The following is a 14,322-nucleotide window of genomic DNA, read 5'->3' as shown; positions in this document are numbered from 1 at the left end:
ACGACGACGAGCGCATTTTGCGTGAGGTACCTCCGCATCACGGGTCCTAGGGCCGTGGGGGTGTGATGGCGGCTTCTGTGCTGCTGGTTCATGGTGGATTGTGGGACGGGACCGATGCCGAGATGTTCTGGCACGGGCCTGGGATTGTGGCTGGGCTCGAGAAGGCGGGGCTGACGGTCGTCGCGCCGGATCGGGTGCGGCGGGCGGTGGGGTGGGGGCAGGAAATCGCGGAGTTCGGTGGGCTGCTGACGAGTGGGGTGCTCGGGGCGGAGCCGGTGACGCTGGTGGGGGCTTCCAACGCGTGCACGGTCGCGGTGCGGCTCGCGGTGGAGTATCCGGAGGCGATCGGGCGGTTGCTGCTTGCCTGGCCGGCGACGGGGGATGACCCGGAGGTCAGTGCTCGGGCTCGGAGGGGGCTGCTCGAGCGCGGGGCTTCGGGGGCGGTGGCTGATGGGTTGTTGGCGGGGGAGACGCTGCGTGGGGTGACCGACGCGCAGCTGGTGTCGTTGGGGGAGTATCGGGGGCCGTGGCGTCCTGGACTGCCGGTCGGGGTGCTGCCTTCGGTGCCGGAAAACCCTTCGCACCAAAGGAGAACGGTCGACGCGTTGCTGCGGTTGATGCCGTCGGCGGTCGAGCTGCCCGGGTCCCCGGAGCCGCCGCGGCCGGACTTCGGGCCGCACCGGGACCGGCTGGTGGCGACGCTCGCCGCGTTCGCCGGGCGGGGATAAGGCGTGGATGTTCCGGTGGGATCGCGTGATGCTTGGGCGCATGGAGTTGCGCGGGTTCGAGTCGGGGAAGGCTGCGGTGGTGGCCGGGTGGGCGGCCTCGGCGCAGGACGTCTCCTTGCTGTCGGGGCGGAACACGTTCCCGTTTCCGGTTGAGCTCGCGGGGAGCTGGCCGAAGGTGGCCGACGACGTGTGTTCCTACCTGTACTACGTGGGTGGAGAGCCGGTCGGGTACGGCGAGTTGTGGCTGGACGACGAGGAGGACGAGGTCGAGCTGGCCCGGATCATCGTGCGGCCGGGGTCGCGCGGGCGGGGGATCGGGACGGCGTTCGTGAAGGCGTTGCTGGGGCCGGCGCTGGAGTCCGGGTACTCCGAGGTGTTCCTCAGGGTGCGGCCGGACAACGATGTGGCGATCCGGACGTACCGCCGGGCCGGCTTCGAGTACGTGGCTGCTGATCTGGCCGACGAGTGGAACAAGGACCAACCGGTCGCCTACACGTGGATGCAGTACCCGACCACGAGCCAGGCGTAGGCGACCCGAGCGACCTACTGCTGGCGGGCCTTGAGGGCGTCGCGGATTTCTACCAGGAGTTGCTGGTCCATGGTGAGCGGTTCCGGCTCGGGCTCGGCCTCGCCCTTGGCGGCGGCCGCGGCGGCGCGGCGGTCCTGGATGGCCTTCATCGGGACGACGAGGACGAAGTAGACGACGACCGCGGTCAGGAAGAACACGATGAACGCGTTGATGATCGCGGCGAAGTTGATGATCGACGCCTTGTTGCCGTCGACGATCTGCCAGGCCAGGCCGTCCACGTTGGCGCCGCCCAGGGAGGCGATCAGCGGACTGACCAGGTTGTCGACGACGGTCTTCACCACCGCGGCGAAGGCGGTGCCGATGACGACGGCGATCGCCAGGTCGAGGACGTTGCCTCGCATCAGGAATTCCTTGAAGCCCTTGAGCATCTCTTTCTGCCTCCACGAGAGGGTCCCGGTGGACCCGCGGCGATCTGTACCCGGCCAACGTAGGACTCTGCCCGGAGGCTGGCGAGGGACCGCGCCGCAGGGCAGCGGATCGTGGCCGGAGATGTTCGCTCAGTGACCGTCGAGGCGGCGGGCGCTCAACTGGTGTCCCGGGTGAGGGCGACGGAGATTCGGGTGTTGGTGGTGGACTGCGCCAGCCTCGCGGCGGTGGCAGGAGAGGTGGCGAGCACCACCAGCGCGCCTCCGGAGGATCGGCTCGGAGCCGGGAGTGCGATGACGCGGACCGCTGTTGCCAAGCGGGCGGCGGAGAGGTCGGCCGTCGCCGAGGCGGCGTACAGGTCGATCTGGTCGCCGGGGCGGAGGAGAGCGGCGATGTCGGGGTCGTCGAGGCGGAGCGGGTAGGCGACCTGGCCGGCTGGAACCGCTGTGGGGGTGAGGAACCTGGCGTCGGTGAGTGGCTCGCCGGCGCGCACAGGCGTCGCGAGGATGCGGTCGGCCAGGTCGGTGTCCGGTCGCAGAACACCGCTGGGCACGGACGCCGGCGGTAGTCGCAGCACCCGGAGGTCGTCGGCTGACGGTGTGACGCCACCGGGGAGGTCGCGCGCTGCCGCCAGGACCGCGGTCGAGGCCGCGGCCGGTGGCGAGAAGGAAGCGAGGCCGAAGTACACGGCGGCCGCCGCGAAGAGGCCGGCGAGGAGCCGGCGGTGCCAGCGGGCGGCGCGGATGAGGTCGTGCCAGAAGTTCGTCATGCCAGGGAAGGTACGAGTTTTCCCCGAAATGCCGATTCAGTTGTCCACAGGCTCGCTCGGGCCGCGGTGGATCAGGCGGCGCTGGTCTTGCTGGAGCCCGACGACTTGCCCGACGAGGACGAGGACGACGACGAGCTCGAACCCGAGTCCGAGGAGCCGGACGACGAGGACGACGACTTCGAGGAGTCCGAGGACGACGAGGAGCTGCCCGACGAGGCCGACGCGTCGGACTTCGCGCTGATCGTGCTGGTGCTCGACGAGCGGCTGTCGTTGCGGTAGAAGCCGGAACCCTTGAACACCACGCCCACCGCGTTGAACACCTTGCGCAGCGTGCCCTGGCAGTTCGGGCAGACCGTCAGGGCGTCGTCGGTGAAGCTCTGCCGGACCTCGAGCGCTTCCCCGCAGTCGGTGCACTGGTACTGGTACGTCGGCACGTTCTTCCCCTTCAGGCCGTCTGGCACTCCTACTACTCGACTGCTAATAATGCGCCAGAGCGCCGAAGTATTCCAACTCCGGCGGTCTGGACCGGTTTTGGCCACTTGCTGCAACCGTGCAACCCAACGGCCCTCGGGGAGCGTCTCCCCAGGCGTGGGACCACTGGGGAGGGGTCTGCTGCCAGGCGCGGCAGTCTGGGCAGGGGCCGCGGGGCTGCTGGCGCACTACGGGACACCGTGGAGCGCGATTCTGGCGTACAGCGCGTACCTGGGCCTCGGGATCATGCTGCCCGGGGTCCTGCTCTGGCGGCTGCTGCGGGGGAATCAGGACGGGTTCGCGGCCGATCTCGCCTTCGGGACCGGTTTCGGCTTCGCGCTGTCGATCCTGACCTACCTCCCGGGCCGGGCGATCGGCTTCCCTTTCCTCCCGCTGGCGGTACCGCTGCTGACGGTCACAGCCTTCACAGCGCTCGAACCCCTCCGCCCGTACTGGCGCAGCAAGAGGCCTCCGATGCCGCTGTGGTGGGCCTGGTCGGTCGCCGCGGCCGGGGTCCTGGGTCTGTGGGTGATCACCCGTGCCGGTCTCCAGATCGAGCCGATCACGTTCCCCGACGCCGCCTTCCAGTACAGCGACATGCCGTACCAGTTGGCCTTGGCCGCCGAGCTGAAGCACCACCTACCTGGTCAGATCCCGTTCGTCACCGGCCAGCAGCTGAACTACCACTGGTTCCTCCACGCCGAGCTGGCCGCGGCCAACTGGCAGACCGGCATCGAGCTGGACCTCCTGCTCCGCCGCCTCATGCCGGTGACGGCCGCCCTCGTACCGATCCTCTCCGTCGCCGCACTGGCCACCCGGCTGGCCCGTAAGTCGTGGGCCGGGCCGCTGGCGGCCTGGCTGCTGCTGATGGTGACCAGCTTCGACGTCTACGGCTGGGGCGGCCGCGACCTGATCAGCCAGGCGGCGTACTCGAGTGCTGTGCTCATGTACAGCCTCACCCACGCCTTCGCCGTCGTCCTGGCGTTCCCGGTCGTCTACTCGATCGTCTGCCTGCTCCGCAGAGACCCGAACCGCGGCAACTGGCTGATCCTGGTCATCGGCCTGGCAGCGCTCGCCGGAGCCAAGGCGTCCTTCGTGCCGATGCTCGTGGCGGCCGTGGCACTGGCCGCGTTCGTGAAGCTGGTGACCGAGCGAAGACTCGACCGGACCTCGGTAGGACTCGGTCTGGCCGTCCTGGCCGCGTTAAGTTTCGCCCAGTTCGTCCTGTTCAGCGCCGGCTCGTCCGGAGTCGCGTTCGGGCCGGGGCAAGCCTTCCGGGCGATGGCCAGTTCGGTCGGCTTCGAGAGCCGCTACAACGACCACACCGCCGCCGCCGTAGTCATCGGTACGACGGGCGCCACGCTCCTCGTCTCCTGGTCGCTGGCCGGCCTCGGCATGCTCGGCTTCCTCCGGGACCGCAAGTGGAAGGACCCGGCCGCGGTCTTCCTGGCCGGCTTCGTCCTCACCGGCGTCGCGGCCGCCGCGCTGCTCCGCCACCCGGGCTTCAGCCAGCTCTACTTCCTCCGCGCCGCCTTCCCGTTCGCCATCGCGGCCTCGGCCTGGGGGCTGACCCTGCTGCTGAGCGGACTCCGGCTCCGGCAGATCGCGCCGCGGGTCCTGCTGGCGCTGGCGGGCGGGATGGTGCTGGCGCAGGTCGTGGCGTCCCTGACTCCGCAGAGACCGCGCAGCAGGCAGGGTGTGCAGGCTGTCAGCTTCCAGGTGATCTGGCCGTGGCTGGTCGTCCTCCTGGTCGCCGGGCTCACAGCACTGGTCCTCAGACAGACGGCGGAGCGCACAGCAGCACTCGGCCTGGGCGTGCTGATCGTCCTGGGCGTAGCCGCGGTCAACGTCCCGAAGACGATGGTCACCACCCTCACCGACCAGGTCTGCGTCGCCGGTCCGGACCGGCCGGAGTGCCGGCAGACCAGGCGGCAGGTGCCGGCCGGAGGCGCCGAGGCGGCTCGCTACATCCGCGATCACTCCGCCGCCGGAGACAAGCTGGCCACCAACTCCCACTGCACGCCGGTCTACAGCGACCGGAAGTGCGACGCCCGCAACTTCTGGCTCGCCGGGTACGCCGAGCGGCGGGTGCTCGTCGAGGGCTGGGCGTACACGCCGACCGCGCAGAGCCGGAAGGACAGCGACGCTGCCGTCAACGGACCCTTCTGGGACCAGCCGCTGCTGCAGCTGAACGACCGGGCCTTCAAGCGACCGACCAAGCGGCTCCTGGGCCAGCTGTGGACCCGGTACGGCGTCCGCTGGCTCGTGTTCGACACCAACCTCGACTGGCCACCGAGTGACCTCGGGCGCCTCGCCGAGCATCGCTACTCGATCGGCGCGGTCGCGGTCTACGCGCTGACCGCGCCGACGGAGGACACGCCTACGCCCGGCGTACGGAGAAGTTCCAGCAGCCCGCGATGACGTTCCGGACGTGGACCAGCTCACCGCCCCAGATCGGTGGCCGGGACGGCAGGAACTCGAGCTCGTTGGACATGGCCGTGGAACGTCCGCGCCCCCGGTTGTGTGAGTACGGAGCGTTAAGGACCGGTATCAGCATTTGGGGTGCGCGTCGGCATTCTCTACGGTTGGGTCCGTGCGTCGCCTGCTTCGGTTACTCGTCATCAGCGGAATTGCGCTGGCCACCGTCCTGATCGTGGTGGCCGGGACCGGCATTTTCGTCGTCCGCCACTCCATCCCCTCCTACGACGGCACGATCGAGCTGACCGGCCTGGACGCCGACGTCGAGGTGGTCCGCGACGCCAACGGCATCCCGCAGATCTACGCCGACAACCCGGCCGACCTGTTCTCCGCCCAGGGGTACGTGGCGGCGCAGGACCGGTTCTACGAGATGGACTTCCGCCGGCACGTCACCTCCGGGCGGCTGGCCGAGCTGGTCGGCGAGCCGGCCCTGGAGACCGACAAGTTCGTCCGGACGCTCGGCTGGCGCCGGGTCGCCGAGAAGGAGCTGGGCCTGCTCAGCCCGGCCACCCGGCAGTACCTGGACGACTACGCCCGCGGCGTGAACTCCTACCTCGACCAGCACAGCGGCTCCGGGCTCAGCCTCGAGTACGCCGTACTGTCGCTGAAGGGCAACGACTACCGGCCAGAGCCGTGGACGGCGGCCGACTCGCTGGCCTGGCTGAAGGCGATGGCCTGGGACCTCGGCGGCAACATGGACGAGGAGATCACCCGGACCCAGCTGGCGGCGTCGCTGCCGGCCAAGACCATCGACAGCCTCTACCCGGCCTACCCGTACCAGCGCAACGAGCCGATCCTGTCCAGCGGCGCGGTCGACGACGAGGACAAGTTCACCACCGCCCCGGTCGACAACGAGGCGCCGGCCCGGGCCATGTTCAGCAAGGAGTTGCTGGAGTCGCTGGACAGCGTGGACAAGGTCGCCAAGGGCCTGCCGCTGCTGCTCGGCCGCGGCGACGGCATCGGCTCGAACTCCTGGGTGGTCTCCGGTGAGCACACCACCACCGGCAAGCCGCTGCTGGCCAACGACCCGCACCTGGGCGCGACCATGCCGGGCGTCTGGACCCAGGTCGGTCTGCACTGCAACAAGTTCAGCCCGCAGTGCCCGTTCGACGTGTCCGGCTTCAGCTTCTCCGGTCTGCCCGGGGTGGTGATCGGCCACAACAGCGCGATCTCCTGGGGCTTCACCAACCTCGACCCCGACGTCCAGGACCTCTACCTGGAGCGGCTGTCCGGCAACGGCGCGCTCTACAACGGCAAGGTCGAGCCGTTGAAGCTGCGCACCGAGGAGTTCAAGGTCGCCGGCCGGGACGAGCCCGAGCGGATCATCGTCCGGGAGAGCCGGCACGGCCCGCTGATCTCCGACGTCGACGACGACGCCGAGCAGGCCGGTGAGCTGGCCGCCAAGGGCAAGAGCACCGAGCCGTACGGCATCGCCCTGCGCTGGACCGCGCTCACCCCGGGCCGGACCGCCGACGCGATCTTCGCGATGAACAAGGCGCAGAGCTGGACCGCGTTCCGGACCGCCGCCACCTTGTTCGACGTCCCGTCGCAGAACCTCGTGTACGCCGACCGCGAGGGTCACATCGGCTACCAGGCGCCGGGCAAGGTCCCGATCCGCCGGGTCGGCACCGGCGACTGGCCGGTCCCCGGCTGGGACCCGCGCTACGAGTGGGACGGGTACATCCCGTTCCAGGCGATGCCGACCGAGTTCGACCCGGCCGACGGCATCATCGTCACCGCGAACCAGGCGGTCGTGCCCAAGTCGTACCGGTTCCACCTGACCAACGACTGGGACTACGGCTACCGCTCCCAGCAGATCCTCGAGCGGATCCAGGCCGCGGGCAAGCTGGACGTCGACGCGATGAGCTCGATCCAGCTGGACACCAAGAACCGCAACGCCGAGACGCTGGTCCCGTACCTGCTCCGGATCGGGATCTCCGACGACTTCGACAAGCAGGGCCAGGACACGCTGAAGGGCTGGGACTTCACCCAGCCGGCCGACTCCGCGCCGGCGGCGTACTTCAACATCGTCTGGCGCAACCTGCTCGCGCTGACCTTCCACGACCAGATGCCGGAGTCGGTCCGGCCGGACGGCAACTCACGCTGGTTCGAGGTGATCCGCAACCTGCTCGTCCAGCCGAACAGCACCTGGTGGGACGACCTGCGGACGCCGCAGCGGGAGAGCCGCGACGACATCCTCCGCGAGGCGCTGGTGGACGGCCGGGCCGAGATCACCACGAAGATGGCCCGCGAGCCCGGCAACTGGCAGTGGGGGCGGCTGCACAAGCTCACGCTGACCAACCAGACGCTGGGCGACTCCGGGATCGGTGTGGTCGACAAGCTCTTCAACCGCGGCCCGTACGAGCTGGGCGGCGGTGCCTCGGTCGTGAACGCGACCGGCTGGGACGCCGCCCAGGGGTACGGCGTGACGTCGACCCCGTCGATGCGGATGGTGGTCGACCTGTCCAACTTCGACAAGTCGCGCTGGATCAACCTGACCGGTGTCTCCGGCCACGCGTTCAGCGGCAACTACACCGACCAGACCGAGCTGTGGGTCAAGGGCGAGACGCTGCCCTGGGCGTTCAGCAAGGGCGCGGTGGAGGCCAGACGTGAGCACACGCTGACCTTCACCAAGCCTGAGCGGTAGCGGCTAGACGAGCCCGTGGGCGAACGGCCCGCTCCGCCAGTCGTCGACCATCGGTGCGAGCGCGTCGGCCATGCCGGGCATCTGCGGGGTGAGCGGCAGGACGGCCAGGAGCTGGAGAGCCCGGGCCAGGTTTGCCGCCACCTGTGCCCGCTCGTCCAGCAGCGGCCGGCCTTGCTCGGCCGCTGCCTTGTTGTAGAGCTGCGTGTACTCCGGCGGGACGCCGGCCAGGTCCCACTCGATCGGTCCGAGGGTGATGTCCTCGAAGTCCGACCAGAGCACGCCCTGCGCCGTGGGGATGATGTTGTAGTACGGCGCGTCGCCGTGGATCGGCTGGACCTGCGAGGCCGGGAAGGCCGCCTCCCACGCCTCCCTTGTCGAGCACAGCGGCTCCAGGACCGCCCACTCGCGCCGGGCCCGGTCCACGCCCTCCGCGCTCAGCAGGGGCGTGTCCGCGGTGAGCTGCTCCATCGCCTGCGGTACGGCGGGAGTCACCGGCGAGAACCAGGGCAGCTCACCCGGGTACTCGGCCAGCAGCGCGTGCAGCGCCACCGAGCGGACCGTGCCCTGCTCGTAGTCCGGGTCGGTCGACTTGTCGTGCTCGACGTACTCCCAGAACGACATCGAGAAGCCGTCGCGCTGCACCGGGCGCCGCGGGACCAGCGGGCTCGGCCGGACGACCTGCCCGCCCTGCTCGTACACCCACTGCGCCACGTCGAGCTCACGCTGCTGGCGGTCGCCGGCCTCCGCCGGAGTCAGCTGGAGCACGAGCGGGATGCGTGCCACGACCGGAGACGGCGTGAGGTGGACGACGGCCGAGAACAGGTCGTAGAGGACGGTCGGCTCGGTCACTGTCAGGCCCAGCTCGCGCCCAGCGGCTGCGGAGGCCTCTGCTGCTTGAGGTGTACGTTCCGTAGTCATCCGCCCATCCAACCAGCGGAGAGGGCTCAGGTCAGCTGGATTAGGCCACTGGGTGTGAGTGCTGCGTGGACCGGCCGGTCGTGCGGGTCGCAGGGCAGGTGATCGAAGATCTCGTGGCCGTAGACCGCCGCCCACACCGGTACGCCGGCAGGCACGCGGACCAGCGCCCGGTCGTACGAGCCGCCGCCCCGCCCCAGCCGTACGCCGGTCCGGTCGACCGCGAGCGCCGGGCAGATCACCAGGTCCGCCGTGGCGATCGCCTCCGGCCCGAGGTCGACCCGCGGCTCGGACATGCCCAGCCGGCCCGGGACCAGGTCGGCCGCACCGGGCGCCAGGCCCCAGCCGAGGTCGTTGTCGGCGTACAGGATCGGCAGGAGCACCTCGTGGTCGGTGGCCAGCAGCCAGTCGATCAGCCCACCGGTCTGTGGCTCCGGGCCCATCGACACGTACAGCGCCACTCGTCCGGCCTGCTGGACCTGCTGGGTCGCCCGGGCAGCGTCCATCACGCCCTGACCGGCCGGGAGCGAGCGACGGGCGTCCAGAAGTGACTGCCGCACGGCAGCCTTGGTGGGGATCACCCCTGGATTGTATGAAGCACGCCACTCGCCATCGGCGCCTCACACACCGTCCCCTAGTGTTGGGACATGAGTGAGGCAGGGCTTCAGCAGGCACAGGAGAAGATGCGCGCGGCCGGCGCGGCCGAGGTGGCGATCCGGGTCTTCTCGCACTACTACCGGTTGCTCGAGGCGGGTCAGCAGGGCACGATCCGCGAGGACGAGATCGAGCCGGTGGGGGACCTGCCGCACCTGGAGCACCTGGACACCGACGCCGAGGCGATGCGCGCGGCGCTCGCCGAGACCGTGGTGATCAAGCTGAACGGCGGCCTGGGCACCTCGATGGGGGTCACCGGGCCGAAGTCGGCGCTGCCCGTCAAGGACGGCCTGAGCTTCCTCGACATCATCGCGCGGCAGATCCTCGCCACCCGCAAGGAGTACGACGTCCCGCTGCCGCTGGTCCTGATGAACTCGTTCCGGACCAAGGAGGAGTCGCTGGCCGTGCTCGGCGAGTACGGCGACCTGCCGGTCGACGGGATCCCGCTGGACTTCCAGCAGAACATGGAACCCAAGCTGCTCGCCGACGACCTGACCCCGGCGGAGTGGCCGGCCGACCCCGAGCTGGCCTGGTGCCCGCCCGGGCACGGCGACCTGTTCACCGCGCTGGTCGCGTCCGGCATGCTCGACACGCTGCGCGAGCACGGTTTCCGGCACGCGTTCATCTCCAACGCCGACAACCTGGGCGCGACTCCCGACGGACGGATCGCGGCCTGGATGGCCGAGCACGACGTCCCGTTCGGCATGGAGGTCTGCCGCCGGACCCGCTCGGACCGCAAGGGCGGGCACGTCGCGGTCCGCAAGTCCGACGGCCGGCTGATCCTGCGCGACAGCGCGCAGGTGCACCCCGACGACGTCGGTTCCTTCCAGGACACCAAGTTGCACAAGACGTTCAACACCAACAACCTGTGGATCGACCTGGACCGGCTGGCCGAGCTGATGGACGGCCACGACGGGATCCTCGGCCTGCCGATCCTCGTGAACCGCAAGACCGTCGACCCGGCCGACCCCACCTCGCCGAAGGTGATCCAGCTGGAGACCGGGATGGGGACCGCGATCGAGACCTTCGAGGGTTCGCAGGCGGTGATCGTGGACCGCAGCCGGTTCAAGCCGGTGAAGACCACCAACGACCTGCTGGTGCTGCGCTCGGACGTCTACGAGCTGGACGAGTCCGGCGACCTGACCACGACGCACGAGGGCGACGAGCCGTACGTCGACCTGGACGCCGACCACTTCAAGATCCTGGCCGACTTCGAGGCGCGGTTCCCGGCCGGTCCGCCGTCGCTGGTCCGCGCCGACCGGCTGGAGGTCCGCGGTGATGTTGCCTTCGGCAAGGACGTGGTCGTGGTCGGCGAGGTCGAGGTGAGCGCGCCCGAGGGCGAGCGCCTCGAGATCGCCGACCGTACCGAGCTCCGCGGCTGAGCGCAGCCGATGCTGGAGGACCTGCTGATCCGGCCGCTGGAGCCGTGGGACACCGACGAGGCGGCCGGGGTGTGGTGGGCCGCCCGGCACGCGGACGGCGCGCAGCTGCCGCCGGCGATCCACACCGAGGCCGCCGTCCGGGCGTGGTTCGGCAACGTGCTGCTGCCGGACGGGCAGAGCTGGGTCGCGGTGGACGACGGCCAGATCGTCGCCGTCCTGACGCTGGACGGTGACGACCTCGACCAGCTGTACGTCGAGCCGTCCGTCGCCGGACAGGGCATCGGGTCCGCGCTGGTCGACCTGGCCAAGGACCTGCGGCCCGGAGGGCTCGCGCTGTGGACCTTCCAGACCAACACGCGGGCCCAGGCCTTCTACAGCCACCACGGCTTCACCGAAGTACGCCGTACTGACGGCAGCGCCAACGAGGAGAAGGCGCCCGACGTGAGGATGGTCTGGGGCGCTCATCCCGAGCGACTAGAGTCAACTGCGTGAGACGCAGCGTTGACGAGCACCTGGACGTAGTACTCGGCAGGGTTCGGGCCCTGCCTCCCTTTGAGCAGTCGCTGATGGAGGCGCTCGGGCTGGTGCTCTGCGAGGACGTCGTGTCGGGTGTGAACCTGCCGGGCTTCGACAACTCGGCCATGGACGGGTACGCCGTGCAGATGGCCGACCTGGCCGGGGCCTCGCAGGAGGAGCCGATCACGCTGCCGGTGGTCGGCGAGATCGCGGCCGGACGCAGCGAGCCGATCGTGGTGACCGCCGGGACCTGCGTGCGGATCATGACCGGCGCACCGATGCCCCGCGGCGCCGACAGCGTCGTACCGGTCGAGTGGACCGACGGGGGAGCGGCGCACGTGCGCATCGCTCAGCAGCCGGCCCTCGGCGCGTCGGTACGGCGGTTCGGTGAGGACCTGAAGGCCGGCGACAAGGTGCTGGAGGCCGACACCGTGCTGGGCCCGCGGCAGGTCGCCGTACTGGCTGCTGTCGGGCGGGCCCGGGTGCGGGTGCGTCCGCGCCCCAGAGTGGTCGTGGTGTCGACAGGTGCCGAGCTGCGCGAGCCCGGTACGCGGCTGGGCGACGGACAGATCTACGACTCGAACAGCTACACCCTGGCGGCCGCGGCGCGGCAGGCCGGTGCGGTGGTCTACCGGGTCGGCATCGTCGACGACGACCCGAAGAAGATCATGGACACGCTCTCCGACCAGCTGGTCCGGGCCGACCTGGTGATCACCTCCGGCGGCGTCAGCAAGGGCGTGTACGACGTGGTCAAGGAGGTGCTGACCAAGCTCGGCACCATCGACTTCCCCGAGGTCGCGATGCAGCCGGGCAAGCCGCAGGGCTTCGGCGTGATGGGCGACGACGAGGTGCCGATCTTCACGCTGCCCGGCAACCCGGTGTCGGCGTACGTGTCGTTCGAGGTGTTCGTCCGGCCCGCGTTGCGCAAGCTGATGGGCCAGATGCCGTACCGGCGGACGCCGGTCCAGGGGATCAGCCTGGACGGGTTCAACTCACCGGCCGGGCGGCGCCAGTTCGTCCGCGCCGCGGCCACCTCCGGCGACGAGGGGTGGATGGCCAGTACAGTCGGCGGGCACGGCTCGCACCTGCTCGGCGGGCTGAGTCGCGCGAACGCCCTGATCGTGGTGCCCGAGGACGTCACCGCCGTCCGGGCCGGCGAGCGGGTCGAGCTCTGGCTGCTGGACGAGGAGACCGGATGACGCAGGACGGTGCAGGCGCCGGTGGGCTGACCCACGTCGACGCCTCCGGCGCGGCCCGGATGGTCGACGTGTCGGACAAGACCGGGTCCGCCCGGCGAGCTGTTGCCTCCGGCAAGGTTTATGTGTCGGCCGAGGTGGTCGAGGCGCTGCGTGGCGATGGCGTCCCGAAGGGTGACGCGCTCGCGGTGGCCCGGATCGCCGGGATCATGGGCGCCAAGCGGACGCCCGACCTGGTGCCGCTGTGCCACCCGATCGCGGTGACCGGCGTGAAGGTCGCGCTCGAGGTCGCCGACGACGCGGTACTGATCGAGGCCGTGGTGAAGACCACCGACCGGACCGGTGTGGAGATGGAGGCGCTGACCGCCGTCTGCGTCGCCGGGCTCGCGCTGATCGACATGGTGAAGGCACTCGACCCGGCCGCCGTGCTGTCCGACGTACGGGTGGAGACCAAGGACGGCGGCAAGACCGGTCATTGGGAGCGCGCGTGAGAGCCCTTGTCGTCAGCATCTCCAACCGCGCGGCCGCGGGGATCTACTCCGACACCACCGGGCCGCTGATCGCGGAGCGGCTGGCTGCCTGGGGCTTCAGCGTCGACGGGCCGCAGGTGGTGCCGGACGGCGCTCCGGTCGGTGAGGCGTTGCTGGCTGCGGTCGAGTCGGCGTACGACGTGGTGGTGACGACCGGTGGGACCGGGATCTCGCCGACCGACGAGACACCCGAGCGGACCGCCGGAGTGATCGAGAAGGAGATCCCTGGCATCGCCGAGGCCATCAGGGCCTACGGCATCGCGCAGGGCGTGCCGACTGCCGCGCTGTCGCGTGGTGTGGCCGGAGTGGCGGGCAAGACCGTGATCGTGAACCTCCCTGGCTCCCGTGGGGGAGTCAAGGACGGCCTGACCGTGCTGGAGCCGCTGCTGCGGCACGCTGTCGACCAGGTCGCCGGCGGTGACCATGTGCGGACGGACGACGCCTGATGGCAGTCGTCCACTGGCCGGTCGAGCTGCAGCACGGGCAGGTCGGGCTGCGGCCGCTCCGGGCCGGTGACGGGACCGAGTGGAGCGCGGCCCGGCAGCGCAACATCAGCTGGCTGCGGCCGTGGGACGCGACCCAGCCGCCTGGCGCTGACGACGGCGCACGCACCTTCCGGGCGATGGCGCGCGACTGGAACCGGCAGGCCCGGTACGGGCGGATGCTGCCGTTCGTCATCACGTACGGCGGGGCAGCGGGCGCCGGTGCCCGGGCCAAGTGGCCGCTGGTCGGGCAGTTGACCGTGTCCGGAATCACCTACGGCTCGGCGCGCTGGGCGAACCTCGGCTACTGGGTCGACGAGCAGTACGCCGGCCGCGGCATCGTCCCGGCAGCCGTGGCGATGGCGGCCGACCACTGCTGGTTCACGCTCGGGCTGCACCGGCTGGAAGTGGCGATCCGCCCGGAGAACAAGGCCAGTCTGCGCGTCGTCGACAAGCTCGGCTTCCGCTACGAGGGCGAGCGGCCGCGGTTCCTGCACATCGACGGCGAGTGGCGCGACCACCGGATCTTCGCCCTCAACGCCGAGGAGGTCGGGCCCGGGCTGGTGGCCCGGCTGACCTGATCACGCTCCGTGGTTGTT

Annotated in this window: 15 protein-coding genes; 10 read left to right on the top strand and 5 right to left on the bottom strand. The window is 70.3% G+C overall.

The window, feature by feature from the left end; genetic code table 11:
• Positions 1-65: 65 nt before the first annotated feature.
• On the top strand, positions 66-728 hold the full coding sequence (locus tag ACLQ2O_RS22620) for a hypothetical protein (RefSeq protein ID WP_425834512.1): 663 nt from the start codon (positions 66-68) through the stop codon (positions 726-728).
• 40 nt (positions 729-768) lie between these two features.
• The gene (locus tag ACLQ2O_RS22615) at positions 769-1,257 is read left to right on the top strand and encodes a GNAT family N-acetyltransferase (protein WP_425834510.1); all 489 of its coding nucleotides are present in this window, start codon (positions 769-771) and stop codon (positions 1,255-1,257) included.
• A 14-nt stretch (positions 1,258-1,271) separates the two neighbouring features.
• Here the strand turns inward: ACLQ2O_RS22615 and ACLQ2O_RS22610 are convergent, their stop codons facing one another.
• From ACLQ2O_RS22610 to ACLQ2O_RS22600, 3 genes are all read right to left on the bottom strand, one after another.
• Entirely contained in the window at positions 1,272-1,658 is a 387-nt protein-coding gene (locus tag ACLQ2O_RS22610) for an MscL family protein (RefSeq protein WP_425834508.1), read from the bottom strand.
• Between the two features lie 182 nt (positions 1,659-1,840).
• The gene (locus tag ACLQ2O_RS22605) at positions 1,841-2,452 is read right to left on the bottom strand and encodes an SAF domain-containing protein (protein ID WP_425834506.1); all 612 of its coding nucleotides are present in this window, start codon (positions 2,450-2,452) and stop codon (positions 1,841-1,843) included.
• Positions 2,453-2,523: 71 nt separating this feature from the next.
• Positions 2,524-2,886, bottom strand: coding sequence for an FmdB family zinc ribbon protein (locus ACLQ2O_RS22600; RefSeq protein ID WP_425835267.1), 363 nt, complete (start codon positions 2,884-2,886; stop codon positions 2,524-2,526).
• A gap of 154 nt (positions 2,887-3,040) precedes the next feature.
• On the opposite strand from ACLQ2O_RS22600, the gene ACLQ2O_RS22595 reads away from it, so the two are divergent.
• Entirely contained in the window at positions 3,041-5,344 is a 2,304-nt protein-coding gene (locus ACLQ2O_RS22595; RefSeq protein ID WP_425834504.1) for a hypothetical protein, read from the top strand.
• Between the two features lie 172 nt (positions 5,345-5,516).
• The gene (locus ACLQ2O_RS22590; protein WP_425834502.1) at positions 5,517-8,048 is read left to right on the top strand and encodes a penicillin acylase family protein; all 2,532 of its coding nucleotides are present in this window, start codon (positions 5,517-5,519) and stop codon (positions 8,046-8,048) included.
• A 3-nt stretch (positions 8,049-8,051) separates the two neighbouring features.
• Here the strand turns inward: ACLQ2O_RS22590 and ACLQ2O_RS22585 are convergent, their stop codons facing one another.
• Positions 8,052-8,966, bottom strand: a complete 915-nt coding sequence (locus ACLQ2O_RS22585) for a phosphotransferase (protein WP_425834500.1) — start codon at positions 8,964-8,966, stop codon at positions 8,052-8,054.
• A 26-nt stretch (positions 8,967-8,992) separates the two neighbouring features.
• Positions 8,993-9,544, bottom strand: a complete 552-nt coding sequence (locus ACLQ2O_RS22580; protein ID WP_425834498.1) for a 5-formyltetrahydrofolate cyclo-ligase — start codon at positions 9,542-9,544, stop codon at positions 8,993-8,995.
• Positions 9,545-9,610: 66 nt separating this feature from the next.
• Between ACLQ2O_RS22580 and ACLQ2O_RS22575 the strand changes: the two genes are divergently transcribed.
• From ACLQ2O_RS22575 to ACLQ2O_RS22550, 6 genes are read left to right on the top strand one after another with little or no spacing between them, the layout of a single operon-like run.
• On the top strand, positions 9,611-10,999 hold the full coding sequence (locus ACLQ2O_RS22575) for a UTP--glucose-1-phosphate uridylyltransferase (protein ID WP_425834496.1): 1,389 nt from the start codon (positions 9,611-9,613) through the stop codon (positions 10,997-10,999).
• A gap of 9 nt (positions 11,000-11,008) precedes the next feature.
• Positions 11,009-11,491 carry a GNAT family N-acetyltransferase gene (locus ACLQ2O_RS22570; RefSeq protein ID WP_425834494.1) on the top strand — a complete coding sequence of 161 codons (483 nt, stop codon included), beginning with the start codon at positions 11,009-11,011 and terminating at the stop codon, positions 11,489-11,491.
• A complete protein-coding gene (gene glp, locus ACLQ2O_RS22565; RefSeq protein WP_425834492.1) occupies positions 11,488-12,714 on the top strand; it encodes a gephyrin-like molybdotransferase Glp in 1,227 nt (408 codons plus the stop codon). The genes ACLQ2O_RS22570 and glp overlap by 4 nt, the downstream gene beginning before the upstream one ends.
• Positions 12,711-13,202, top strand: coding sequence for a cyclic pyranopterin monophosphate synthase MoaC (gene moaC, locus ACLQ2O_RS22560; protein ID WP_425834490.1), 492 nt, complete (start codon positions 12,711-12,713; stop codon positions 13,200-13,202). The genes glp and moaC overlap by 4 nt, the downstream gene beginning before the upstream one ends.
• Positions 13,199-13,687 carry a MogA/MoaB family molybdenum cofactor biosynthesis protein gene (locus tag ACLQ2O_RS22555; RefSeq protein WP_425834488.1) on the top strand — a complete coding sequence of 163 codons (489 nt, stop codon included), beginning with the start codon at positions 13,199-13,201 and terminating at the stop codon, positions 13,685-13,687. Before moaC ends, ACLQ2O_RS22555 begins: the two co-directional genes overlap by 4 nt.
• Positions 13,687-14,304: a GNAT family N-acetyltransferase gene (locus ACLQ2O_RS22550; RefSeq protein ID WP_425834486.1), complete on the top strand. Its 618-nt coding sequence runs from the start codon at positions 13,687-13,689 to the stop codon at positions 14,302-14,304. The genes ACLQ2O_RS22555 and ACLQ2O_RS22550 overlap by 1 nt, the downstream gene beginning before the upstream one ends.
• The last annotated feature ends 18 nt before the right edge of the window (positions 14,305-14,322 follow it).

The organism is Kribbella sp. DT2, from assembly GCF_049844575.1.
In the GTDB taxonomy this organism is placed as follows: Bacteria; Actinomycetota; Actinomycetes; order Propionibacteriales; family Kribbellaceae; genus Kribbella.
This window is presented reverse-complemented; position numbering and strand designations above follow the sequence as displayed.

Bases quoted from the DNA above. Each gene is read 5' to 3' on its own strand.
- ACLQ2O_RS22620 (WP_425834512.1), top strand. From the start codon at position 66: ATGGCGGCTTCTGTGCTGCTGGTTCATGGTGGATTGTGGGACGGGACC.
- ACLQ2O_RS22615 (WP_425834510.1), top strand. From the start codon at position 769: ATGGAGTTGCGCGGGTTCGAGTCGGGGAAGGCTGCGGTGGTGGCCGGG.
- ACLQ2O_RS22610 (WP_425834508.1), bottom strand. From the start codon at position 1,658: ATGCGAGGCAACGTCCTCGACCTGGCGATCGCCGTCGTCATCGGCACC.
- ACLQ2O_RS22605 (WP_425834506.1), bottom strand. From the start codon at position 2,452: ATGACGAACTTCTGGCACGACCTCATCCGCGCCGCCCGCTGGCACCGC.
- ACLQ2O_RS22585 (WP_425834500.1), bottom strand. From the start codon at position 8,966: ATGACTACGGAACGTACACCTCAAGCAGCAGAGGCCTCCGCAGCCGCT.
- ACLQ2O_RS22575 (WP_425834496.1), top strand. From the start codon at position 9,611: ATGAGTGAGGCAGGGCTTCAGCAGGCACAGGAGAAGATGCGCGCGGCC.
- ACLQ2O_RS22570 (WP_425834494.1), top strand. From the start codon at position 11,009: ATGCTGGAGGACCTGCTGATCCGGCCGCTGGAGCCGTGGGACACCGAC.
- moaC (WP_425834490.1), top strand. From the start codon at position 12,711: ATGACGCAGGACGGTGCAGGCGCCGGTGGGCTGACCCACGTCGACGCC.
- ACLQ2O_RS22550 (WP_425834486.1), top strand. From the start codon at position 13,687: ATGGCAGTCGTCCACTGGCCGGTCGAGCTGCAGCACGGGCAGGTCGGG.